A 24,341-nucleotide genomic window follows, 5' to 3' on the forward strand; every position below is an offset into this window, starting at 1 on the left:
CTTCCCGGACAGTCAGGACATGGTCAGTCCGAGCTACGACTTCGTCAACGACGAATACCCGCCGTACCGTGTGCGCCAACGTGACGACGTCTACGCCCATGAGATCGTCAGGCCTGTTCCTTACGATGGAATCCTGGTGAGCAAGGCCATCGTAGACGGATCAGTCAAGGGGGCAGGCAAGTATTCGACCCCCCAACGGGAGCGCCTCTACCGACTCGGCGTCAAGAACTTCTTCCGAGCCGATGCACGGATGTCCACGCTCGGTGACTGCGGTGCGTTCAACTACATCGACGAAGAGATTCCCCCCTACGATGTGGACGAGGTCCTGGACTTCTACGAGGGCTGCGGGTTCGACGCCGGCATAAGCATCGACCACATCATCTTCGGATACCTGCCGCTCGGCTCGAAGGAGCAGCCGAACCCGGCGTGGGTCCAGCGGCAGGAAATCTCCCTTGGGCTGGCCGCGGACTTCCTGGCTGCGGTACGCCGGCGCGGGGAGAAGATCCAGCCGGTGGGAGCCGCCCAGGGGTGGGGGCCTGAGAGTTACGCCGACAGCGTCGCCCGACTGCAGAGGATGGGCTACCAACGCATCGCCCTGGGTGGCATGGTGCCACTCAAGTCGCACGAGATCCTCGCCTGCCTTCAGGCGGTCGACGAGATCCGCAGAGCAGACACTGAACTTCACCTGCTGGGGATCAATCGCGTCGACCGTATGATGGAGTTCGCCGCGCACGGTGTGACCAGCTTCGACAGCACTTCGGCGTTCCGGCAGGCGTTCATGGACGACCGGAACAACTTCCATACCACGACCGAGTCGTTCACGGCGATCCGCGTGCCCCAGGTCGACGGCAATCCTACCCTCAAACGGATGATCCTCGCCGGCAACGTCTCACAGGCGGACGCCATCACCGGCGAGCGTGCCTGCCTGCGCGCGCTGCGCGCCTACGACAGGGGAACCGTCTCCCTCGAAGAGGCTCTGGAGGCTCTGAAGGCCTACGAGGACCTGGTCCTGCCGCCCAAGAAGAAGAGCTACATCGATGCATACGCGCACACGCTCCGCTCCGCGCCGTGGCGTACCTGCCCGTGCAAACTGTGCCACGACCACGGCATCGAGATCGCGATCTTCCGCGGTACGGAGCGGAACAAACGCCGAGGATTCCACAACCTGTCCGTTCTCGAAGCGAAGATAAGCCTGATCCCCTTCGCCTGACACCTCCCCTGCCGGGCCGACCCCGCAACTGTTCTAGGAGAAAAGTGGCCGACCACCACACTCTGCGCCTCCCAGCCCTCGAAGTGCGCCAAGGAAGCCGTCGAATCTACTGCTTCGCCGTGGACGGCAAGAAACTCCACGAGTTCACCGCCGTTTCGCGCATCCGCAGGGACAACGACGACCTCCTGCAGGGCTACCAGCGCCCGGAGGTGCTCAGCCACATCCGGTCGATCAAGAGGTACTTGGAGTCCGACGGGGCCATGCTCCCCAACGCCCTGGTCCTGGCGTTCGACAACTCTGTCAAGTTCATCCCCTTCCAGCGGAGCGGGTCCGCGGATCAGAGTGCTCCGTCTGTTCCCGGTGAACTGGAGATCCGGTTCGCCGAGACCATGACGGAGGACGAGAAGCCGGCGTGGCTGGTCGACGGCCAGCAGCGCAGTGCCGCCATCCGGGACGCCGACCTCGCCGAGTTCCCGGTCGCCGCCGTCGGGTTCATCGCAGACGGCGAGGAGGAGCAGCGCTCCCAGTTCATCCTGGTCAACTCGACCAAGCCGCTGCCCAAGGGGCTCATCCACGAGCTGCTGCCGTCCACCACCGGGCACCTGCCGCCCGCGTATGCCAAGCGGCGTCTGCCCACCCAGTTGATGACCAGGCTGAACGGCGACGTGAACGGCGCGTTCTTCCGCAGGGTGGCCAGCCCCACCTCGCCGAACGGCAACATCAAGGACAACAGCGTCCTGCGGATGCTGGAGCACAGCCTCTTCGAAGGCGCCCTCTACCAGTACCGCAACCCAGTCGACGGGTCCGGTGACGTCGACCGGATGCTGCTGCACCTGCGTTCCTTCTGGAACATCGTCCGGGAGACCTTCTCCGACCCGTGGAACCTGCCGCCGCGCCAGTCCCGGCTGACCCACGGCGTCGGCATCCAGGCCATGGGCTTCGTCATGGACGCGCTGACCGAGGGAATGCCGGCCGAGCGAGTCGACAGCGACGAGATCCGTGAAGCCCTGCTGAACCTGCTACCGGTGGCGTCCTGGACCTCGGGCAAGTGGCGTTTCCCTGACGGTGAGGAGCGGAACTGGAACGGGCTCCAGAACACGCCGAACGACGTGCGCCTGCTCACCAACCTCCTGGTCCGAACCGTCCGCGGGTAGTCGTAGAGGGGAGCCTGGGCAAAGGTCCGGGCCGCTGCGCGAATCGCAGCGGCCCCGGGCCTTCACCCGGAGGGGAGTCCCTCAGTCCACGTCCGGGTGCCCGGGGACCACTGCTCTGACCAGAGCCTGGTACACCGAGGCAGAACCGGCTCCGGCCGGGTAGACGATGTCGCTGGCGTGCTTCGCGTGCTGCCCGATGAAACCGGTCGCGGCATGGGTCGCACACTGGGTGATCATCACGATCCGGTCCGCGGACCGGACCTTCTGGCGCAGCGAAGACGATCCGACCTTGTCCAAGGCGGTCGAGACCTTCACCTGGAGGTGGTGCTTCTCGGTCATCTCCTTGACCCGCACCAGGACCTTCTCGTCCAGGCCGTAGACCAGCACCTTGGCGGGCGGCAGTCCCGCCCGCTCAGCCGGCCGCTGGTTGCGTCCGGGCCACCCCAGGTCGTTGAGCCCGAGTTCCTCCGACAAGGTGCGGGCGAGGTCGAGCAGTTCGGGATCCAGCCGTTGGCCCGTCCTCTCAGCGGTGCCAGGAGTTCCAACGCACACCGGACACGTGTGTCCTCGCCCGGGGCCGCGTAGGCCAGCAGCAGGTCCACGTAGTCCAGTGCCTGCTCCGCGGTCTCCGGAGCCACCCACTGCTCCGCCATCAGCGAGACGTGATCGAGCAGTTCGCGGTAGGCCGACGCGCTGGGGGCGGAGCGCAACGAGAGGGTGAGCAGGAGCCCGAGCACCGCCAGGCCGGCTGGGTCCCGCCGGCTGCCGGCCGAACTGGCGACCACCTGGCTGAGCGTCAGCGGCATCGCTTCCGGGCTGTCGAGCAGCGCTTTGAGGAAGGGTGCGAGGACGGCGTGCCAGATCCGTTCGTACTCCTCGTCCACGCAGGAAGACAGGCGTTCGGCGATGAGGGAGTCCTGCGCCGGATCGACGGTCCAGCCCCCCTGCCCCTCGGCGTCGATGGCGCGGGCCAGGACGAAAGCGGAGTGGTCGTCGTTGGCCACCGTGCCGATCAGATCCGCCCACGACAACGGTACCGAACCCGCGGACTGCGCCGGTTCGGGTTCCAGGTCCGGTTCCGCGGCCGGTGCGGGCAACTCCTCGGCGGGCACGGCGAGCACGTCCCGGAGCACGTCCGGGACCACCTCGCTCCGCCCCGCTGCGTCCAGTGCCCGGACTGGGCCAACCGGGCGCTCTCGCCCTGGCCGTGGATTGTCACGAGCAAAACGGCGACGGCTGCGTCCCCGTGGCGCAGGGGGTCTTCGCCGGTCGGAAGGTTCCTCGGAACGCTCGGGCCCGCGAGCACCCGAACTGCGGCGGCCAAGCCTTCCGCCTCCAGGACCAGGTCGAGCACAGCCCCGTAGACGGCGGCTAGGACGTTTGACCGCAGGCCGATCAGGTTCGCTGGGGAGAGCCCTCCCCGGTGAGTGATCTGTTCCAGCAAGGCTTCCGCGGTCTGCGGCGCACCGCCGAGCAGTGCGGCCTCGAAGCCCCCGCACTTCCGCCGATCGAGCCAGCGGCACCGCGACAGACTGGGCCTAACCGGTCGACGGCTGCTGCTCCCTCAACCGCCTTTGCAGCAGCAACAGTCGGGTTCCAGCGCGTTGCGTCCCAACTCGGCGATCGCCGCTGCCTGCCCGTACCACCAGTGATCAACGGTCCACCGCTCTGCCAATTGAGCCACCAGTCCCGGTTCTCGGAGACGACACCGGCCGGCCCGCTCCTTTCCACCCAGCAGCCCGCCAACTCGTCGTCCAGCACCGACTGCGGCTGCCCATTCCCCAAGACCCGCGCAAACGCGCTGCTGGGGAAGGGCCTGGCCACTTGTCAACGACTGGCAGCGGCCGCTCGAAGGCCGGCCACCGCCGCACGAAGCATCGACGCGGACCCGCTTCCGTCCGCGTAGTGGAGATGCTGAGTCTGCGAGTGCTGGGTGATGAAGCCGGTTGCCGCGTGCTTCGCGCAGCGGGTCGCGAGCACAATGACGTCGGCGGCCCTCGCCTTCAATCGGAGTTGCGGACTCCCGACGTGATCGTGGGTGGTCACCGCCTTCACCGAAGGGGCCAACCGCTCGATCTCCTCGGCGGATCGGGCCAGTACCGCTTCGTCGAGCGAGTAGAGCAGTACATTCATGGCCGGCAGGGCGGCGAGTGGGGTCTCCTGCGCGCCGTCGTCGGCAGTCCGGGCGTTCCAGACGAAGTTGACGCCGAGCTCGTCCGAGAGGCGCCTGGCGAATGCCAGGTCCGTGTCGTCGAGACGTGCTTGGTGCCGTGAGAGCGGCTCCAGCAGTCTGTAGGCGAGGCTGCTGCGAGCCTGGAGGTCCGGGCAAGCGGCCAGGGATAGTCGGTCGACGAAGTCCAGGACGATCGGTGCCCGCTCCGGCGAAACCCACCGGCTGTGCTCGGAACCAATCTCCTCCAGCAGTTCGGCGTAGTCGCCAGCGCTGGGTGCTGCCCGAAGCACGATCTCCATCAGCGCTTGCAGCACCGCCAGGTCGCTGGGACCGAATCGGTCGAAGGTGATGGCGTTGCGCACGAACGCACGCGCGCTAAGCCCGGCCGGCGTGTCGTAACCGACCGCGTCGATGAACGCCCCCACCGCCCGCCATGCCTCGGCAGCAACGGTGTTCTCCAGGTTGTCGAGAAGTTCAGCCAGGTGGGCGTCGTCGGCGGCCGGCGAGGGCCAGGAGACCCAGGTTCGGTCGGCCAGTACCGTCCTGGCCGTTTTGTTGCCCTTGGCCAGCTCGGTGACCAGTTCGGGCCATGAGTCAACAGCAGCGGTGTCGGTGTCCGCCGGATTCGGTGCCACCTCGGCGGGCAGTAGGTTCTCCGGCGGAGTCTCGACGGTTCCGCCGGTCTCCTGCAGTTGCTGCACGGCCATGTCCCACACCGCGGGGACCACCTGGTCGGAGCGGCCACTGGCCTGCACGGCGTCGACGAGTCTCCGGAGGACGGGGCCGTCCTCCAAGACGTGGGCAGCCAGCAGCAGCACGGTCAGGGCCGGAACACCTACGGAGGCGATGTCGATGTCGAACAGGTCGGGAACGAATCTGCCCCGCTCGTTCAGCCGTTGCCGTGCCAGCGCCAGATCGCCGTCGGCGAGCGGCTCCTCCAGCGCCGTGTGGACGGCGTTGAGGATGGCTTCCTTCACCGCATCGGGCGGGTCCTGCCGAACGACATCGGCCAACTCGGGCGAATTCAGGATCTCCTCGCTCCGCCCGAGCCGGTCCAGCCGTTTGATCTTCAGGTTCGCAAGGTTCGACGCCGTCATCCCACCGGTTGCCGCGAGGTGGTCGAGCAGCATGCCCGAGGTTTCCGCCGCACCTGCCGAGAGCGACGCGTCGAACTCCGCCAGCAGGCGCCCCACCGGCTTGGCCACTCGCCACAGCCGCGGGGGCCGACTGGCGGCGGTCTGCTGCATCAAGTGGAGTGCGTCGACCAGGTTCCGGCGGTGCCGAGGGTTCAGTCCGGTGCTCAGCCTAAAAGTCGGACGCTCACCGAAGAAGTCGAGGAGCGCACTCTCGACGGGATCGCTGCGGTCAAGCCTGGCAGGCACCACGCCTTCGTCCTTGGCATACGCGATGTACGTCGGCCCGGCGAAGGCGCGGATCAACTCGGCCGTCCTGGCCCGATCGCTCGAGTCGCGGGCAACCACGTACACGACGAACCGATCGGCGTTGCTGTACATGCGCGGAAGGACGACCGGCGCGTCGTCGGCCCGCCGGAAGGACTCGACGAAGGGCAGTATGCGGCCTTTGTGGGGGTACTGCGGATCCATGCCCGGCCAGGCGGTGTTCCCCTGGCCGAAGAACTGCCGCAGGAACCTCTCGGCGGCATCCCGCCTGCTGTTCTCGGGTTGCGTCACGCGCCATTCCTCCAACGCCGTGCCAGGTCCAGCCGTGCCTGCCCGGCGCCCGGCCCACCCATCTTGTAGGTGACCGACTCGTCATTCTTCGCCATGCCCCGAACCGTGAAGTTCATCGACCCGTCGAGCAGCCAGTCCTGGCCGCACAGTGTCTTCTCATGCACGTCCGGATCCCGCCACACGTGCAGCCGCTTCGGATCCGCGGATTCCATCCGCCGCAGGAACAGGTCGTTGTGGGGATCTGCGCGCGTCACTACACAGATCTCCGTTCCGGCGCCGGAGAGCCGCAGAAGCACGTCGGACAGACGCCAACTGCTGGGCGGCACGTCCCCGAACAGGGAGTCGAAGTTTCCGTGGCGGTTGTCGATGACCTCGACATCGGTGATCCAAGGAGAGACCAGCCACAACTGCCGGCTCGGGCTGATGAGCTCCGACAGAAGGGCCGCCGCCAGCATCGAGTCGACACTCAAACCGGTCTTGGCGCTGGTACGCAGCGTCCTGGTCAGTTCCTTCACTGGAAGGCCTCCCGCAGTTCCACTCGTACCCGTACCTCGTCCCGGTCTCGGATGTAGCCCCGTACCTCACCGAAGACATGGAGGAAGCCCCGGTCGATCTGGAGCACCGGGACGGTGACGACCGCCTGGGCCATGGCCTGCAACTCGCTTGCAGGGCATACAAGTTCAATGCTGGCGTGCTCCGACATCGCCTTCCGGTAGACCGCGGGCCAGTCGTCGGCCGTAACATCCACATGGGGAATTCTGTCGTCATGGGCAGCCCGGACGAGCAGCCGGTCCAGCACAGGAGCGGCAGTGTAGGGCTGGTAGTGCTGCAGGTCCTGTGTGCGGGCCTGTCGCCCCCTCGGCCACAGAAGGCTGAAGGCCTGGTCCGCGCTCAGCTCGCGGGTACCGCCGATGTCGATCTTCTTGTCGCCGACCGCGTACGCGACGACCCGAGCGTCCACTTCGACGCCCAGGTGATCCTCCAGTTCCGTCCACGCGTCGACCATGGCCAGTGTCTGCCCGTCGATGTCCGGACCCGACCCCGGCCGGAGCAGACGGGTCGACAGGGCTGACACAGCGGCACGCCTGGGTCGCCCGTCGAGACTCTCCCACGCGGCGAGGAGCAGGTCGAGGCCTTCCCTCGCTTCGTCCGAGTTCTGGGCCTGGCGGAGTTCCCGGACCGCCGATGCGGCATCACCGCCTGGTTCGTCGGCAAGGTGCCGCAACAACCGGGTCAGCGCGGCGTCGACGTACTCGTAGTCGCTGGGCGCGAGGACGCTGCCGACCAGCGACCAGAACCGGCGAGGGTCCTCCCCGTAGAACCGCACGAGACTCTCGACGACGCCCAGCCCGCCGATCGACGTCTCGCTCAGCCAGACCGTACTGGGGCCGGCGGCATCGGGGCAGGCCAGGACGTCGACGATCAGGTCCCCGTCCTGTGCGTCCGGGCAGGCGCGCTGGGCGGCAGAGAGGATCGCCGCAGCCAAGGTGTCCCGGTACGCACGCTGGGCGAGGTCCTCCGTGCGGTCGGCGACGTCCGGAACCACGAGCAGGTCCGCGGCCCGGTCGACAGCGGCGAGTACCCGGTCGTCCTTGACCAATTCGGTCAGTCCCGAGACAAGTCGTGTGTTGTCCAGTGCAGCATCGCCGTCCTCGCGGTACAACACGGCGATGATCCGGTTAAGTTGAGCAGCCCAGATCCCCTTCGAGAGGGACTCACGCACCTGTTTGGCCGTGCGCTTCCCTCCGAGTCCCTCCAGAGCGAACGCGGTCAGGTAGACCTGGGTGATCCAGTCCCGTTGGAACGAATTGGACAGCTCCACCAACGTCGGATCCTCCGCGATGGCACAGGAGAAGGCCAGCGAGCGCCACTGCGGGGACTCCAGGTAGTCCCTGACATACGAATCCGAGGTGTCGAGCGGGCTGATCAGGAACCTGGCCGCATCGACCCCGAGCCGGAAGCCGAGCGCGGCCGGCTCGCCCTCCACGTCATAGCGGATGGTCCGGTTCTCGGCGCCACCGTCGTCGAAGACGAGTTGACACTCGGCGCCCATGGTCATCCTGCGCACCTCGATCGGGTTGCCCCCGGCATGGGTCGCGAACTCCACCGCCCGCACCCGGTCGCGCCACGGCGACGGGTCGGGAACACTCGCCGGGGTCGGCGGCCCGTCGTCCGGCACGACGATCTCCGTGCCCCACACCGGGAAGCCCTGGGACTGGTCGGCGATGTCCTGGGTCGGCTGCTCCAGGTGCAACCGATGGGGCCGGAAGACCCTGATCCCTTGTGGTTGGCCGCCATAGGGGAACCAGATGCCCTCCTCTTCCGCATACCGAACCATCGGGGGCAGGGAGAGCACGTCGGTTCCCCGAGGAGGTACCGGCAGCCAGGTTCGGTGGTCGTCGTGGCGGTGCCCGAAACGGCGGCTCACCCGCCCCGGGACGGCCTCGCGCAGCGCCCGCGCGATCGGCATCTCCTCGGAGTTCTCGCCGCCGGTCTCGGCGCCTGCGAACGGCAGGACCAGGGTGACCTCGGGCAGATTCAACGGCTCGAAGAGCGCCTGCGTGACGAACTCGGGCAGCAACGTCCCTTCCTTGGCACCGACGTCCACCCGCAGCGGAGTCCAGTTACTGCGGATTCGACGCAGAACGGTCGGCACGACGGCCAGCAGCAAGGACCGCGGCTGTTCCCACAGCACAGCCTGCACCTCGTCCACGCTGATCTGCAGGGCCCTCCTGAGGTGTTGGGCGAGATCGTCCTGCCGGTCGGGCTTTCTGAGCAGGTCGTCAAAGAGTTCCGTCAGCGCATCGTGGTCCGCCCGATTCCTGTCCTTGACGACATACCCGGCGGGAGCCTTGAGCAGTTCTCGCGGGTCGCCGTTCAGTCTTCTGTTGCGGAGTTTGCGCCCTGCCCAGTCCAGCAGCGCCTGTGCTGCCTGGATCTTCAGAACGAAGCGGTTATGGACGGGCAGGCTCTGGGCCTGCACCTCGGGGGCGAAGAGGGTCTCGTACCTCTGGTAGGCGATCCGGTCCCGACCGTAGTCGGACAGGGTGACGATAGTGAGGGGACGCGTTCCGCGCTCCCGGCCCGCACGGCCGCGTCGCTGGATGAACGCCGCGGCGTCGCGCGGTGCTTTGTGCTGCAACACCAGACCGACTCGCGGGTCGTTGAACCCGACTTCGAGCGACGCGGTCGCAACGGTCAGGTTGGCGTGGTGGTCCACACCGACGTCCTGCGAGGACGTTCTCCCGACGCGCAGATGGTGGAGCCGCGCGTCCGGGTCGAGATCGTGGCCGATCTTCTCGGCGAGGTCCCAGGACTGACCGTCGAGATAGCGGGCCGCGTGCTCGTCCCGTTCGGAGGCCCGCAGCCCGGCCAACACCCGTTTCCGCATGTCACGGCGACGGCCGCGGCGGTCCTGCCCGCCTTCCGCGTCCCGGAGGTCGTTGTAGAAGCGGTTGGTGACATCGAGGTCGTCGGTGAAGAGGAACCCGGTCGAACCGTAGAGAAACCTGCCATGGTCTCGATCGAGCATCCGGCCGTGGAGCATGGCTGTCTGGATGGACGTGGACAGCAGGCTCACGTTCGAGATCGGGTCGCCGCGGAGCGCGAGCGAGTACTCCCGGCCCTCGGACTCCATCTCGTCGTCGTCGGGTGCGATCGGCACGACCATGCTCTGGTGCAGGCCGATCAGTTGAGCGAAGAAGGCATCGGCGTCCCGCAGCGTCGCGGACAGGCCCACGAACGTCACGGGGCGGCGCACCGCTTCGCGCCAACGGCGCAGCAGCAGGGCCACCTGCGCTCCGTGGAACCCGCTGTAGGTGTGGACCTCGTCCAGGAGCACTAGGGAAGGAGCGGTCGTGCCGCCGCTCCAGCCGAGTACCCGCTCAAGACGGGAGTTCCCGCTGGACTGGTTCAGCATCTCCGTGGTCGTGAAGAGCAGATCCGGAGGGTTCTTGCTCAAGGAGTCGCGGGTGAGCGCCAAACGACCATTCTTCAGGACGTATCCGCACGCGAGACAGGTCAGGAGTTCACGATCGCGAAGACGGTTCTCATCCGTCCACTCGAGGTCCCCAGTGCCGCAGTGCGGGCAGGGGAGGTACGGGCAGACGACGCCCTTCCCGGTCCGGGCCCAGGAGTTGGAGTAGTTCGAGTTCGGTTCAAGGCGCTTGTCGTTCACCCGCCACGGGGTGTCCCCGTAGAGCGCGCCGACGCGGAGCGGGCGCCCTTGGTGCTTCTGCAGCGCCTTCTCGACACTGTCGGCAGCCTCGATGGACGTCCGGAGTTGGTCCCGCAGGAGTTCCTTGCGCGGGTAGATCGCCAAGGTGTGGATGCTCGGAGGACCCGCGGCACGAGTGGTGCGCTCGGCAATGGCCGCGAAAGCCGGTAGGTAGAACGCCAGGGTTTTGCCGCTGCCCGTGCCGGCTCCGACGATGATTCCCTTGGACGTCCCGGAGCCGAGGGCCGCGAAGACCTCACGCGCAGCGTCCAACTGGAAGCGCGCCAGGTTGCGTCCCTGGAGTTGGGCGGCGGCCACGCTCGCCTGAAGGTCTCCCCATCCGACCAGCCCGCCCAGTTCGCGGAGCGCCGTCACGGTCGGGATGTTCCGACGCGGGTAGCGCCGTGCGGCCGTGTGCAGCCGGTAGTCGGCGACCAGTCGCGGTCGCTGCTGCCACCATCCGGCCTGCTCCTGGCCGGTCCAACCCCGGCTCGGGGGGAAGAGCTGTCGAAGACCGGTGGTGAGTCTGATCGACTCAGCCAACCGCGTGCGGTACCGAGCCGGCGATGCCACCGGCACAGGAATCCTGAACAGCAGGGCGCGGCGGAGGAATTCGTCCATCACCGCCCGGGCCGACAGGTCGGCCGGAGCCTCCTGATGGCTGCTCATGAGGTCGTCGATGGTCTCCAGGACCTCTTGTTCCGAGAGGGCGCTCTCCGTCACCCCCCAGGACAGGAGCGGGAGTTCGCGGTCCTCCAGACGGTTGAGAAGCTCATTCGCGAACCGGATGTCGAGGTTCACTGTCACGCGGCGGTCCTCTGGAGGGTGATGTAGGTGTCCATTTCGAACCGGCGGAGCAGAGCGATGTCGCTGTCCGTGATGTCCCGGAGGGTGGGACTGGGGCGGCTCTCCAGCCGGGTCAGGAGGGACAACAACTCCTCGGGAGGGTCGCTCTTACCCTGCAGTGACTCGGCAAGGAGTTCGTACGTGCCGGTGAATAGCACGATGGTCGACTTCGACAGGCTCTTGGAGGCAATCGCCTGCTGGAGTTCCTTCGCGCGGGCGCGCGCGACAGCCCTGTCATCGGGCGGCAGCATGGGAATACGGGCCAGCGGAAGCTCGGCGAGCTTTCCACTCGCCCACGACGACCAGGCCTCGCTATTCGCACTCCTGAGCGTGTCGGTGCTCTCCTCGATCTTGCGCCTGGCGGTGTTGAAGACCGGATTGGCGGGCAAGCCGACCCGGGCCTTCCGTTCGAACGCCGTACGGGCGGCCTCGACCGCGGTCAGGTCTGGCAGTTCTGCCGCACCCAAGCGCGCGAGTTCACGGCTCACACCGAATTGGGTCCGGAAGTCCGCCAACGCCACGCCGAGTTCCTTGACGCGGCCAAGTACCCTGTCCGCCTCCTTCTCGCCGACCTCCCCTTCGGCAATTTGCCGTACACGGTTCTGAAGCTGTACGGCCTTGTCGTAAACGGACAAAGCAGTCATCGACCCTCCTCCTTGGCCTCGGTCGCGGCAACCGACAGGGCGAGCCACTCCCTGCAGATCTCCGCAACGCCTTCTGCCGCGCTGTCACTGGCCGATCCGCCCGAGCGTTCCTCGGCACTGGTGAGCGCATTGTCGAGCCACCTGTCGCTCCAGCTCAGGAACTGGTGGATCGCGCTCAGCGAGGTTCCGCGGTCCTTGACTGCGGCGAAGACTCGCGCGTCCTGCCGCTCCGCAGGGCTACGGTCCTGATCGGCAGCCTTGGCGAGGTCGTCCTCCAGCTCAGAGATCGACTTCCAGTCGGCACTCTGACTGTCACTCAGGAGCCTATCGAACCTCCGTTCCTCGTCGGCTGTCAGCGGCAGTCCGACATCGCGGCCCTCGCTGACCGCGGCCCGTACCGCAGCCATGGTGTGCACCCCTGCGGTGCCTCGCGGTTGGCAGGCCCGGAGCGAGCCCAGCAACTCTTGATGACGGGCGAGTTGGTCGTCGACCATCGCCGGCCACGAGGCAAATCCGATGACTGCAGGCTTCACCCACTTCGGGATCTGAAGGGACTCAACGTCCCAGCCCCAATTGGATGCCGCCCGTTCGAGAAGCGGAAGAACCCGGGCTGCATCGATCATGGTCACCGCACCGGTGCCCTGCGCGATGCCGACGGACTGCCGGAGCTGGTGCACCAGTGCCTCACGCGCCCTGAGATGTGTTTCGAGTATGTCCAACCATTTGTTCGCGCGGAGTTCGCCGTCCTCCCGCTGCCACCCCCGCCCGTCATCCAGAACCGCCGCGACAAGGAGTGCCCTGGACATCCCAGGCCAGGCCCGGCCGGCCAGGGCCGCACCGAGAAGCGAAGCCCGGAAACCCGCAACCAGATGGTCGTCGGTGATCTCCATCTGCTTCTGCAGGCGTGCGGTGAGGTCGGGTTGGTGCTTCTCCGCCAAGGTCGCGAGCCTACGGACGTCCTCGGCCCGAGGCTGCAGTTTGTGTTCGGCCTTCAGGAGGCTGTCGAAGAACCAACTGTCCTTGGGAAGGCGCGAGAACGTGATCGGCGCGTTCTCCACACCGGGTAGGTTCTCCTTCGCGCCCTCGATGGACACGACCGTGGCCTTGGGCGGCCAGGCAGCCTTCCTGATCTCACCAGCAGCCTGCTCGCGCATCAACGGGGAGTTCCATAGGTACCGCTGCAGCACAGCGGTCGACACCACGCCGCGGATCCGGTTGGCGGTGTTGGTGTCCAGAACCCGGTCACGGGTGAGCCACTCGTCCACCGTTCCCAGCATTCGCTGGAGCTCCCGCGGGAGTTCGCTCCCGTCGACGGATGGCTTGCTGTCGACCGACGGAGTGCCCCCGCCGCTCTGCTTCGGGCCCTGCACATAGGCGGAATGACCGGCCGGCCAGGCCAGGCCGAGCCCATCGGCCAGAGGTTTCAGGGAGAACGCCTCGAGAACCGTGGCGGAGACGCTGTTCGCATGCTCGGGAGCATCGCCCCAGAACTCGAGCACCAGATTGCGCCGCTCCACCGACGTCGGGTCGGGATCGTTCTCCTCCACGAAACTGCGAACCGCCCGGCTGAGCGGCTCGTCGATCGTGCTCGGACGGAACCTCTGACGGAACTCCTGGTCCGGGAACTGCCTTTGCCGGATCGTGCCGGCCTGCTCCACAAGAACGGGTCGCAGGACACTTCCCAGGACAACCCTCGGGTTGAACGACCACGGCTTGTCCTGGGGAGCGGTGGAGTGGACCGCCCGGACTAGCGCCGACTCGTTGAACGGATAGAGGCCGTACCCGTCGGAGGTCGCTCCGAACGCATCGTGGCACTCCGCCCTCAGTACGCAGTCCGTACACCTATTGGGCACGTCGCCGCTGCTCTTCTCCAGCGCCTCCCGTCCGACCCGGCCGGCATTCAGGTACCGGCCGGCGAAGGACGCGATCTGTCGCCTGCCGGTCTCGTCCGGGCCGAAAGGGACGTCCAGGTGATAGACGTAGCCCGAACCGGCCTGAAGGCGAGTCAGCGCCGTCTCCGGCAGAGACTGGAAGTAACCGGTGGTCACCGCCATGAGGGTGCGAATCGGCGCGAGGGCCGTCTGTCCCTCCCGGTTCGCCGCTTCCACCACGGCGTCGAGGAGGTCCCGCTGCACTCCCTGGATCAGGGCGAAGTCCTCGATCAGCAGGACGATCTCCTTGCCCTGCCGGTGGTACTCCTCCCGAACCTGCCGCATGGCGTCCTGGAGCCGTCCCCCACCCAGGTTCGCGGCCTTCTTGATCGCGGTTTCGAGGTGGGTGTTGAGCAGGTCCACGGCGATGCCCTGGAGATCGCCGCGCGTACTGATCATCCCCAGCGTGCGCTGTGCCATACCCGAAGCGGACTTGATGTCGCGGATGTCCAGCGGGAGGTCATCGACCGTGAAGCCCTCGGGCCGATCCCCCTGCCCTGGCTGCCGGTTGTGAATCAGTTGACGCGCCAACTCAGGCACGAAGTTGCCCGGTCCCAGCAGTTCCGCACGGACATGCGGATCGAGCAGTACTGCGGCCAGCTTTCCGGGCCCCACCAGGCTGCGTGCCAGCGGTCGCGACTCGGCGCTCGGCGGGGTGGCTTCGAGCGCCTCGCTCAACTCGTTGAGGATGCGACGTGCCAAGGCTTCCTCGTCGATGTCCTCGGTGAACCTGTTGATGTCCTCCTTCAGTTGCGCCAGTTCGCTGCCCTCCGCCTTCGCAATGAGAGCGCTGACGACCGCCTTAAGGCTCGTCCTGGACTTCTCCAGGTAGATGACCTCCCGGCCCACCCCCAACTCGTCCGACGAGGCGAGCTGCTCGCGCACCCACCGCACCAGGTGCGACTTGCCCGAGCCGGAGTCGCCGACGACCGGCATCAGCAGAGTGCCGCTATCCGGTCGGAGCGCGAGGAACTCCTCGAGGACCACCTGCTCCCTGATCGGGTCGCCCGTGAAGTCCAACTTCTTCTCGTCGAGGATCCGGGCCCGCTTGATCCGCAGCGGAGCGTGGGTGGCCAGGAAGACCGCCCTGGACGGGCTGACCGCCTCGGTGTTGATGGTCTCGGCAGCAACAGCGGGATCCCAGCAGAGCATTCCGCGGAACTCAACCACGACGGTCCTCCAGGATGGTGATGTCACTGACAGAACGCGGGCTGGTCGGCCGGTCCGGGTCATGCAGGTGAAGGATGTGCCGGGCATCGTCATCGTGCTCGAGGCGCAACCACTTCTCCTCGTGCCCGCGCAGCAGCGCGAAGGAGAGGGCGCTCCCCGCGACGTTCTCGCCTGGGCTGGGGAATCCCAGAGCGAGCGAGTGCGCGCCGCCGGGCAGCACCGGCAACCGTTCCCGCAGCGTCCGCAGGGCCTCCACCGCGTTGACGCGCTCCCCGGCCGGCCAGAGTGCGCTCACCGTCTGCCTCACCGCAACGGTGCAGTCGGGAACCAGCGGGCCACTGCCTTCGGCTCGGAGGAGCGGAGCGGCGGCAAATCCCAGGGCCGGGGCCCAGTGGGTGAGCCGCGTCCAACGAGTGGGGTTGGGGAAGAGCGGAAGGACTTCCTGCCGAATGATCTTGCGGTCCTCCCCGTCCGTGCTGTCGAGCAACTCCTGTGCATTCGCCCAGTTGATCGCCGGTTCCATCGGATCGTGGATGAGGAGCCAGGCAAGCGCACGCGTCAGGTCCCGGGGCCCCGTCATGCTGTCGTCCGCGCCCAGGTTGCTGTTGCGCTCCTCGTCGAGGACCGCGCTCCGTAGGACAGCAGTGTAGGCAGCCAGGTCCTCGCCGTCGGCCAATGCGGCAGCCCCGCCGGTCAACGCCAACCCGCCCAGATCGTTGTCTTCCCGCAGCAGACCGAGCATCAGGAGCGAACCGACGGCAGCATCGAACGGCGGGCGGCTCTTCGACTCCTCCATACGCAGGGTCGGCGGGCTCAGCAGTGCCCGAGCCTCATCCACTGCGACACGCTGCCCCAGGTGGGTGAGGAGACGGACCACTGCCCATACCTGGGAGGGAAGGCCCGCCTCCACGTTCAGAAGGGTCATCAGAGTTCCTCCAGGGCACGGCGGATCGAGAGGTTGGCCGGATGGATGTCGATCAATGGTGTGCCTCGACGCTCCGGGTGGTCGAGGTCCCGCGGGTGGATGAGATAGGTCGGCGAGTCCCATGCGAAGCGATCGTCGATCTGGGGCCCGGTCCGTCGTGCGTCCGGGGCCGCGATCCAGATGACAGGCCCCTGCCAGTCGGCCAGGAGAGCCCCGTCGTCGTCGATCACGACGACGCGGGTCTTCGCCGTGCTCTGCAATTCGGTTTTCATCTGCTCGTCCAACCCCGGGCCTCCGACCACCGCCACCCCTCGCCGGACCAGGCTTTCCAGCATCCGCCCCACCAGGGCCCGGTCGTCGGGGCCCTGCCACCAGAGGCTCAGGAACTTGCCGGCTCCGAAGTACCGCGCCAAGGGCAGGCGACCTGACGCCGTGGGCGTGGGCAGCAGGGGACGGGGCTCGCCGGCAAGACGGTAGAAGCCGCTGTCCATCGGTTCGGCGTTCGCCCTGCAGTGAGGGCAGCCACGGCAGGTGACTCCGGTGTGCAGTCGTCCCGCCCCGTCGGGAATTCGATAGTAGGACCCCAGGACCTCGCCGATGCAACGATTCCCGCGAAGAGCACTCTTGAGTTCCAGGAGCGATTCCGCACGGTCTCGCAGGAGGACCTGGCGGGCCTCCTCGAATCGTTCAAGGAAGACCCCACGGTTTCGGGAGTCCGACCCGATGAGATCCACGTCCACATAGTCGCCCGCCGAATAGAATTCTTCGACACGCCTCCGAAAATCAAGATCGGATTCATTCGATTCCTTGGCCGGAGGCTGCGCGGGGTGGACATCCAGAAGTCGCGCCCGGGCCATCAGGTTGAGAATTCGAACATTCCACTTTTGATTTGTATTGAATCCCTCGTTCATGTCGGGCGGATAGGAATTGATGCTCACTCGACAACGCCCTTGAACGAATTTCCTGTCCTGGAACATGGCATCCCAGCGCTCCCAGGCCCGAGGGGCTCCGATGACGGCCTCGTTGCTCATGTACTCGGCAAGCCTCTCGTCCTGATGTGTGGCTACCAAATAGGCGATCGAGGGACTTCCGTCACGGCCCGCCCGACCGACTTCCTGGTAGTAGCGGTCGACCGTCTCGGGCAGGCAGGCATGCACGATCGTCCTGACATCTCCGAGGTCGACGCCGAGACCAAAGGCCGACGTGCCGACCACGATGTCGTAGCGCGTACCGATGTCGCCCTCTACAGTCCGGCCCTGCCACCCTTCCAGTGCATCGCGACGTTCGGCCTCGGTGGAGTCACCTGTCACATGTGCAACTCGGCGAAACCCGCAATCCCGCAGGCGGTCGGCCCACTCCTTGGCCTCGGATACCTTCGTCGTATACAGAATGAGGGGCTTCGGAAGATAACAAACGGCATCGAGGACCGCGGCCCGGCGGTCCGCCTCGTCCTGGAGCCACTCCATGTAGTAACTCGGCTCGTGGCGGAGTTGCGAGGCCCATACGATTCTCGCCTCCTGCAACGGGGCGAACAGCATGCCGAGAGTTTCCACTTGCTGGGCGGTGAGTGTCGCGCTCATCGCCACGGTGATCGGCTTCCGACCCTCCGGAGCCTTCCGCACCCAGGAGCGATGATATCCCGCCATCTCCTGAAACTCGGTGCGAAAACTGTTTCCCCATTGCTCCACAAGATGCGCTTCATCGATTATGAAGTACCTGAGGTAACCTGACTCTGCGGCAATTTCGAGCGGCTTGCTCAAGCTCTGTGTCACGGCTTCCGGCGAGGTGAAGACCAATCGCTGGCGACCTGCAGCAATGTCTTCCCTCATCTGCTTCTTGACCTCGTCGGGCAGCCCACTGGTGTAGGCGTAACGACGTGTCGGGCTGTGCTGCCCCTGCCGCTCGATAATCTCGCTGGTCCGTCGTTCCAGGTCTGCCGCGAGCACACTGGTGGGGACCACGACCACAGACACCCCGCCGCTCACGCTCGCCAGGAGTGCCGGAGCCATGGCGACCGCGGTCTTCCCGTGACCGGTCGGAAGGCAGATGATCGTGGTGCTTCCAGGCTCGGCCAGTACGACCGCCCGGGCTGCCTGCCTCTGTCCGACCGACACGTAGTGGCTGTATGTCTCACCGAGCGCAGCCGTGAAGAACGGGTCCGTCGGGTATGACTCGAACTTCCGCCGGAGGTTCGAATCCTGCCCCAGACAGATCTCCCGAAGGTCTGCCACTGCCCGATCGGAGGCAGTCTCCTGCACCGGCGGATGCCAAGGCTCCGCACTGACCCGCAGCGAGCCGGCACTGGGGATCCGCCCGGTGGAACAACGCATCTGCTCCCACTGCACACGCGTGGGCAGCCGTGGGTCGATCGGAATCGTCAGACCTGTGTGGTTCCCCCGGGCCTGTGCCTCGAGCAGAATTTGCCGGGTTAGCGAGGCGATGTCCCGCCAACCGGCCGATCCAGTAGCCAACGCGTCGCGTAGCCGTCGCAACGGCCCTACGGGATCCGAGATTTCGGGCGGCGCCGAAAGGTTCCTGAACAGGGTCGACGCCCCGGTCCAGCCATCAGTCACCACGGGTAACCCTCCTGAGACCCGTCTTCAGTACGCACGTTGCGGAAACGAGGCGCACAGCGGGGTGGCTGAGCGCTTGCACCAACGCCGCGGTGACACCCACGTCCAACAGGTAGCTCTCCCCGTCACCGAGAAGTCGCCCCGCCGCCTGGCGGGCCTCTGCCTGAGCCCGTGCAACCGTAAGTCGTTCCCTCCCCGACTCCTGCGCCTCGGCGCACCGTTCGGCGAGGTTGGTTACTCGTTCGAGTTCCTCCCTGCCTACTCTCTCAGCAGATCGCACGGCAGCCTCGTACCCCGCTCGCCCGTCGAAGAAGTCGAGCAGTTCCTGGATCCGCTTGAAGTTGAAGTTGTGATCGGTGGCTCGGTAGGGCTGGTCCAGCCAGGTTCGGACGGCCTGGTCGGTGACGGCCTCGGCGGCGCCGGCCGGCACCCAGACCTTCAATGTGAATGGCGGAAGCAGTTGATCGGCCTGGCGCCGCAGCGCGGCTTCGGTCTCGACGCGCTTCTGCGCGTGTGGCACCTTCAACGCCAGGTCCAGTGCGGATGCGGTGTCGGCTTCGACCAAGTAGTCGAAGCCGAAGTAGGGCTCCGGTTCCCCCTTGTGTCCCGGGTCGGCACGCCAGAACGCCGTGGCTTGGCCGCGGTCGTCCCACCACACGACCTTGGCCAGCGTGTCCACGAGCGGGTGCCCGATCCGGAACAGCCTCGTGCCGGGCGAGCTGAGGGCCACGTTCCGGTTGAACGTTCCCTTCATCGTCTTGTCGGACGGTCGGTTGCGGTCGAACAGGTGCGGTGAGACAAGGGTCCTGGAGGTGATCTCGAACGAGTCGCAGTCCGAACTGGGCCGAAAATGACGGACTTTAATACCATCCGACCCGTCGCGCCCAGTGAAGTCAAGCATGGCCTCCCGGATCCCCCTCCAGTCCGCTTCGAACTCCCCGAGAACCTCGGCTTGGTCACCCTCGGGGGACGAGTCGAAGACCGACTCGAGCATGTCCATCTGATCGATCTCGGCACGAGCCTCCGACATCCCGGCCCGAACAGCATCGGCGTTGTCCGTCAGACCCTCCGGGCCGTACTCCAACGCCTCGGCCCACGTACGCGCGAGGCCCTGCGCGATCGCGTCCTGGAGTGTGGACACCGACCCGGTGAAGACCTCGTACCCGCGGCTCAGCAAGGACAACCAGGCTCCCGAAAGGGCCTCGGGGTCGGTGAGGACGAACTGCGCGGGAGGCTGACGCTGACGGTGGGACTCCACATAGCGGTCCGTGCGGCCCAGTCGCTGTTCCAGTTGGTTCGGTGACCAGGGAAGACGCAGGTGAACCACCACGTCGGCGGTCTGGAGGTTGAGGCCGTCCTCGGCCGTGTCGTCGGCGATGAGCACGGCATGACGACCGTCCGCCCCGCGCCACTGGGCGATCGCACGCTCGGACGCCACCCCGCCCACGTGGCGGGTGTGTTCCAAGAACAATTTCCGGGGAAAGCGAGAGCTCAACCGTTTCGTGAGCTTAGACGCAAGGCTACCGGGACCACAGAAGACGATGACGCTCGTGCCCGCTCGAAATGCCGGCACAATGGCATCCACAAGTTCTCCGAGTTCGGCAGCGTGGTACGCCTCGACGATCTGACTTTCAAGTTCCTCCAGAAGTTCCGCCTCAAAAGGCAACACGGCAGCAGCATCGAGGTAGCGCTCTTCGCGAGTGCTCAGACAGGCCCGCTGAGCCGCATCATCATCCCCACGCACACGTCGGCGAAACGCGTCGATAAAATCCTCTGCTGAACCGCCGAGGCGCGATGCGAGCACAGCCAGGACAAGGGCATAGGTCTCGCGAAGTTCCTCCTCGCACCCTTGATCGAGAAGGTGCCCCCAGACCCGAGCCTGCCACTGCATCAGACTGTCCGCGGCCGGATCGTAGGAGTCGATTGTCAAAGCTTCCGGCTCGGTTCGCCCTCGGACCTCGTAGAGGCCCGATGCCGAGTCGTCATTACCGTTTAGCACATTCGCTCGGCGGTGCCTGATGACGCGCCGGTGCAAGCGGTAGGTCTCGCTGATGTGCGCCCGCAGTGCCGCCACAGCGACAGAGAGGTCCGGCATGCTCGACTCGTCCACGAGTTCACCCTGGTCGTCGAGGAGTTCGAGAACCCGGTCGGCCAAGACATCGAAACGAGTGTCCTCGCGGGGCAAAACCTTCCTGATTAGATCGATCGACGACGGCAGCAGCGCACAGAATTCGGCATCCAGGCTATAGAGATGACTGGCCAATTCTGCCCGGCGCTGGTACTGCTGCTCGAATGCCTCTCGCTCGCTCCACTTGTACACATCGGGATCGAGGAGGTGGAGGAATCCCAGATATGTGGCATAGTTTGAAGTGACAGGCGTCGCCGAAAGCAGAAGAAGCTTCGAAGCGGAGTGCGCAAGCACACAGAGCGACTGGTAGGTCGCATCCAAATCGTCTCGATCCTGGACCAGAATGTGCGCCTCGTCGATCACCACAAGATCGCTGCCGCAATAATTCTTCCACTTTTCGGGCGACTCATGCGACGTGATCGTCAACCTACCTGAAAAGTCCCCGACGAAAAACTTTGTCTGCAACTCCTTATTCCACTGACGCCGTAGCGAGTCGGGAGCAACAATCACCACGGTTGCCTGCGGATTATCAATCAAGGTCTGCATGATCACATAGCCGGCCTCGATGGTTTTCCCAAGGCCCACCTCGTCTGCGAGCAGGTAACGCTGAACAGGGTCGGCCAGCACAATCGAAGCAGCCCGCACCTGGTGCGGATAGATCTCCGCAGCCGCAGCCAGGAGTGCCGGTGTATTCGCACTCACGGCGCGCTGCTCTATAATGCTGCGCAGCATGGGAATTCGCGCATTATAGAGATATCCCGATTCGTTACCGCCGCTCACCAGGACCTGCAGGGGATCCGCCACAGGCCTGTTCCAGCGGACATAAAGGTCCTCCTCGGGAACCGGCAAATCGTAGTCGGTATTAGGAAAATGCACGAAATAGCGGCGCAGCCCGGGAGCCACGCCGGCAATCCGCCCAGCCAGCCATTCACCAGTGCTGGGGTTGCATCGGAAAACTCGCGTCTGGGGCTCGAGCGACACGCGGCGACACTCGCCGATCGGAACGTCTCGCCCTTCGACCGAAGGGTCGGCGACGGACTCGAAGAAGTCCACGTGGACCACATCGCCCGAAACGTTGCGCACACGGCCGATCCCCGGGGATCCCGGGAACTCCACGAGGCTCCCGACCGCGAACTCCGACGCCATGTCTCCACCCACCCCAACATCCATCGACTGGCAAGAGCTTAGAGGTCTCCACCGACAACCCTGAAATATCGCACAAAGTTTCGAATGACTCCCTGGGAATGAACGTCCCATGTTTCCCTAAACCTATACAAATGGATGGCCAGATCTACCCGGTCAGCCGGAGTCGCGTCGTCCGGGAGGGCCGGCAATGAGTCGGCCGTACCGCATCGCGGCCGCATCGCCTTGACCAGGCCCGTGTGGTCGTCGCCGATGACCAGCCGAACGCCGGCCAACCGCGCTCGCGCAGGGTCCTTAGGAACTCGGGCCACAACACCTCGGTCTCGCTGTCGCCGACCATCAAGCCGAGGACCCCGCGGCCGCCGTCCAGCAGCAGAGCCAGAGCACGGCGTACGGGGGCACCGGCCAGGTCCTCGTACTGCCCTGCCCGGCACAGTGGCGAATCCCGCGATTCCACAGACCAGCCCCTCGGGCCCTTTCCGAGGCCTCGCAGCACTGGATCGCTGCATCGAAGACGAACCCGTGCTGGACGGCGAGGAGCAACCAGGCGACATCCCGGTCCGCGAGAGCGCCAGCGGCGTCATCGCTGACCATGGCCGAGTCAAGGAGGAGCAGCATGCGCCGCGTCATGGCCTCATGGCCGGCGGCGGCCAGTTCATCGGCGAAGTCGCGGAAGACGTCCTGGACGAGGGCGCTGGCGCGTGCATCGTCGTCGGCGAGGCGGGGGTGTTGGGGGTGTGGCTGGACATGGCTTTCCTCGCTGCGGAGGGCCGCGCTGGTCGTCGGCGAGGCCGGCGTGACGTGAAGGGGGCGCCGTGGCGGCCGGGGGAGCGCCGCCGGCCGCCGGGACGATCAGGCGGCGAGCAGCAGGCTCTTGGCGGTGTCCTTGAGGTCGTTCTTCTGGTCGTGCAGCAGGCTGGTCATGGCCAGGTTGTTGCGGTGCTCCTGCTCGGTCAGGGCCTCGGGCACCTTGACGGCGCGGTAGAAGTCGTCGTGCTCCACAACGGCCTGGAGGGCAGCCCACTGGGTGCCCCGGATGTTGTCCTGGGTGGGCGCCTCGGCGAACAGGTAGTGCAGGCAGTCGCGGCGCTCCTGGTGGGCGGCGACCAGGTTCTTGCGAGCGCCCTCGGCCGGGGGCGTCCACAGCTGGGCGATGAGCTTGTCGAACTCCTGGTTGGTCATCTCGGTCTGGAACAGCTGAGTGGCCTCCGCCTCGAAGGCGGCCGCGTACCGCTCGGTGAAGCCGAGGGCCTTGCGGGCCTCCTCCAGGTCGGTCAGCGCCTCCTTCGTGTGGCGGATCTTCCAGGTCCGCTGCGCCTCCCCCATCGCAAGGTCCAGGGTGTTGGTGCACACCGCCCGGATGGGGGTCTCGACGGCGACGGCGGCGGAGCGGCCGTCGTGGGAGTTGGCGAACAGGGTGTACAGGTCGATGCGGTCGGCCGCACCCTCGGGGTCGATGGTGATGCTGGGCGACTTGGTGGACATGAAGACGACGCGACCGCCGTCGAGCGCCCCGGCGGTCTCATAGGTGACGTGGCCGCCGCCGACCAGCTCGTCCAGGAAGGCGAACGCCTCGCGGTTCTGGATGGGGGTCCAGGTGTTGCCGACCAGGCCGCCGAGCCAATCGCCCGTGTCGTCGCGGAAGGTGCCGAAGCGGTTGGGGATCTTCTTGCCGAGCTTGCCCTTGTGCATGGGGTGCAGTGCCCGCTTCTCGACCTGCCAGTCCAGCTTGGCGAGGTGCAGGACCTCCTCGCTGGTCTTGGCCTCCTCGGTCACCGTGCCGAGGCCGTGCCAGGCGGGCTGGCGGTGAGAGTAGAAGGCGGCCTCGCCGGTGGTGTTGTCGATGGCCCCGAGGTCGGCCCGGCCGGTGATGACGGCGCTCTCGCGCATGTGCGTCTCCTGTGTGGTGTGGTCCGGGTTCGCGGCCCGAACTGGCAACTTTTCGGACTTTCGTTCGCTTTCTTGACTTAAGTCTAGATGCCGGGGCGCGCCCTTGGGCACACCCAACTTCGGCTCGCAGAAGGCATCCCGGGGAAGCAAAGGAAGGCGGTGCACAGGGACACCGCAGAGCATCTGGCCCGCATCGGTTTGGCCTGACGGCGCGCCGGCTGACACACTCGGCGGGATCCTCGCGGAGCGCCGCTGGCGCCGCACCCGGCCACTGAGCCGGCACCCGCGCGCTTTACGCCGGCGCGCTGCAGGAAGGGGTCCGGCTGGCGGATGACGAGCCACTGGAGTCATGGATGGCCCGGCGGGACGCGTCCCGCCGTCCCGTAGGCGCCTTGAAGGCGGTGCGGCTCGACGGCAGCGAGGGTGCCGCGCACGTCCAGCCGGAGGAACCGCGGCTGGTGTTGCGGTGGGATGGCGTGCAGTGGCTGCCGGAAACGGTCGTCGCCGACTACGCGGCGGCGCAGCGCCTACTGCACGGAATCGACGGGGACGGCGTCGTCCGGCCCGTACCGGCGCCGAACCTCGGGCGGGGAACTGGCCGCCGCAGGAAGCCGCGGTGACGAGGGCCGGGCTGCCCCGGGAACGGC

General features: G+C 66.4%; 14 protein-coding genes and 1 pseudogene. 3 read left to right on the forward strand and 12 right to left on the reverse strand.

All coding sequences use genetic code 11. The features are described from left to right. Window positions 1–19: 19 nt before the first annotated feature. Together dpdA and dbpB are read left to right on the forward strand one after the other, a co-directional pair. Window positions 20–1,210 (forward strand): tRNA-guanine transglycosylase DpdA, encoded by a 1,191-nt coding sequence (dpdA, locus tag AB0P35_RS12625; protein WP_363509861.1) that lies wholly within the window; start codon window positions 20–22, stop codon window positions 1,208–1,210. A gap of 44 nt (window positions 1,211–1,254) precedes the next feature. Next, window positions 1,255–2,364: a DGQHR domain-containing protein DpdB gene (dbpB, locus tag AB0P35_RS12630; RefSeq protein WP_363509863.1), complete on the forward strand. Its 1,110-nt coding sequence runs from the start codon at window positions 1,255–1,257 to the stop codon at window positions 2,362–2,364. A gap of 81 nt (window positions 2,365–2,445) precedes the next feature. Here dbpB and AB0P35_RS12635 read toward each other — a convergent pair whose 3' ends face one another. From AB0P35_RS12635 to AB0P35_RS12690, 12 genes and pseudogenes are all read right to left on the reverse strand, one after another. After that, window positions 2,446–2,703 carry a hypothetical protein gene (locus AB0P35_RS12635; RefSeq protein ID WP_363509865.1) on the reverse strand — a complete coding sequence of 86 codons (258 nt, stop codon included), beginning with the start codon at window positions 2,701–2,703 and terminating at the stop codon, window positions 2,446–2,448. Continuing rightward, entirely contained in the window at window positions 2,700–3,497 is a 798-nt protein-coding gene (locus tag AB0P35_RS12640; protein WP_363509867.1) for a hypothetical protein, read from the reverse strand. The genes AB0P35_RS12635 and AB0P35_RS12640 overlap by 4 nt, the downstream gene beginning before the upstream one ends. Window positions 3,498–4,191: 694 nt before the next feature. Next, window positions 4,192–6,228 carry a protein DpdD gene (dpdD, locus tag AB0P35_RS12645; RefSeq protein ID WP_363509869.1) on the reverse strand — a complete coding sequence of 679 codons (2,037 nt, stop codon included), beginning with the start codon at window positions 6,226–6,228 and terminating at the stop codon, window positions 4,192–4,194. After that, complete coding sequence (gene dpdK, locus AB0P35_RS12650) at window positions 6,225–6,743, reverse strand: phospholipase D-like domain-containing protein DpdK (protein ID WP_363509871.1); 519 nt, start codon at window positions 6,741–6,743, stop codon at window positions 6,225–6,227. Before dpdK ends, dpdD begins: the two co-directional genes overlap by 4 nt. After that, window positions 6,740–11,251 carry a protein DpdJ gene (gene dpdJ / locus AB0P35_RS12655; RefSeq protein WP_363509873.1) on the reverse strand — a complete coding sequence of 1,504 codons (4,512 nt, stop codon included), beginning with the start codon at window positions 11,249–11,251 and terminating at the stop codon, window positions 6,740–6,742. Before dpdJ ends, dpdK begins: the two co-directional genes overlap by 4 nt. Next, window positions 11,248–11,934 carry a hypothetical protein gene (locus tag AB0P35_RS12660; protein ID WP_363509875.1) on the reverse strand — a complete coding sequence of 229 codons (687 nt, stop codon included), beginning with the start codon at window positions 11,932–11,934 and terminating at the stop codon, window positions 11,248–11,250. The genes dpdJ and AB0P35_RS12660 overlap by 4 nt, the downstream gene beginning before the upstream one ends. Continuing rightward, the gene (dpdH, locus tag AB0P35_RS12665) at window positions 11,931–15,035 is read right to left on the reverse strand and encodes a protein DpdH (protein ID WP_363509877.1); all 3,105 of its coding nucleotides are present in this window, start codon (window positions 15,033–15,035) and stop codon (window positions 11,931–11,933) included. The genes AB0P35_RS12660 and dpdH overlap by 4 nt, the downstream gene beginning before the upstream one ends. Then, the gene (gene dpdG / locus AB0P35_RS12670) at window positions 15,028–15,960 is read right to left on the reverse strand and encodes a protein DpdG (protein WP_363509879.1); all 933 of its coding nucleotides are present in this window, start codon (window positions 15,958–15,960) and stop codon (window positions 15,028–15,030) included. The genes dpdH and dpdG overlap by 8 nt, the downstream gene beginning before the upstream one ends. Then, window positions 15,960–18,536, reverse strand: coding sequence for a protein DpdF (dpdF, locus tag AB0P35_RS12675; RefSeq protein ID WP_363509881.1), 2,577 nt, complete (start codon window positions 18,534–18,536; stop codon window positions 15,960–15,962). The genes dpdG and dpdF overlap by 1 nt, the downstream gene beginning before the upstream one ends. Further along, window positions 18,526–21,807 carry a protein DpdE gene (gene dpdE / locus AB0P35_RS12680; protein ID WP_363509883.1) on the reverse strand — a complete coding sequence of 1,094 codons (3,282 nt, stop codon included), beginning with the start codon at window positions 21,805–21,807 and terminating at the stop codon, window positions 18,526–18,528. The genes dpdF and dpdE overlap by 11 nt, the downstream gene beginning before the upstream one ends. A 212-nt stretch (window positions 21,808–22,019) precedes the next feature. After that, window positions 22,020–22,171, reverse strand: a pseudogene (locus AB0P35_RS12685) (transposase); the annotation flags it as partial. A 485-nt stretch (window positions 22,172–22,656) separates the two neighbouring features. Further along, entirely contained in the window at window positions 22,657–23,694 is a 1,038-nt protein-coding gene (locus tag AB0P35_RS12690) for a DUF932 domain-containing protein (protein ID WP_363509885.1), read from the reverse strand. 341 nt (window positions 23,695–24,035) lie between these two features. Here AB0P35_RS12690 and AB0P35_RS12695 point away from each other — a divergent pair, with 341 nt between their 5' ends. Beyond that, window positions 24,036–24,314: a DUF6087 family protein gene (locus AB0P35_RS12695; RefSeq protein ID WP_363510094.1), complete on the forward strand. Its 279-nt coding sequence runs from the start codon at window positions 24,036–24,038 to the stop codon at window positions 24,312–24,314. Window positions 24,315–24,341 lie beyond the last annotated feature (27 nt).

It is taken from the genome of Kitasatospora sp. NPDC085879 (assembly GCF_040686255.1).
In the GTDB taxonomy this organism is placed as follows: Bacteria; Actinomycetota; Actinomycetes; order Streptomycetales; family Streptomycetaceae; genus Kitasatospora.

What these genes read in the sequence shown, in the direction of transcription:
- AB0P35_RS12690 (WP_363509885.1), bottom strand. Translation starts at nt 23,694, where the DNA reads ATGCGCGAGAGCGCCGTCATCACCGGCCGGGCCGACCTCGGGGCCATC.
- dpdE (WP_363509883.1), bottom strand. Translation starts at nt 21,807, where the DNA reads ATGGCGTCGGAGTTCGCGGTCGGGAGCCTCGTGGAGTTCCCGGGATCC.
- AB0P35_RS12660 (WP_363509875.1), bottom strand. Translation starts at nt 11,934, where the DNA reads ATGACTGCTTTGTCCGTTTACGACAAGGCCGTACAGCTTCAGAACCGT.
- dpdA (WP_363509861.1), top strand. Translation starts at nt 20, where the DNA reads ATGGTCAGTCCGAGCTACGACTTCGTCAACGACGAATACCCGCCGTAC.
- dpdG (WP_363509879.1), bottom strand. Translation starts at nt 15,960, where the DNA reads ATGACCCTTCTGAACGTGGAGGCGGGCCTTCCCTCCCAGGTATGGGCA.
- AB0P35_RS12635 (WP_363509865.1), bottom strand. Translation starts at nt 2,703, where the DNA reads ATGACCGAGAAGCACCACCTCCAGGTGAAGGTCTCGACCGCCTTGGAC.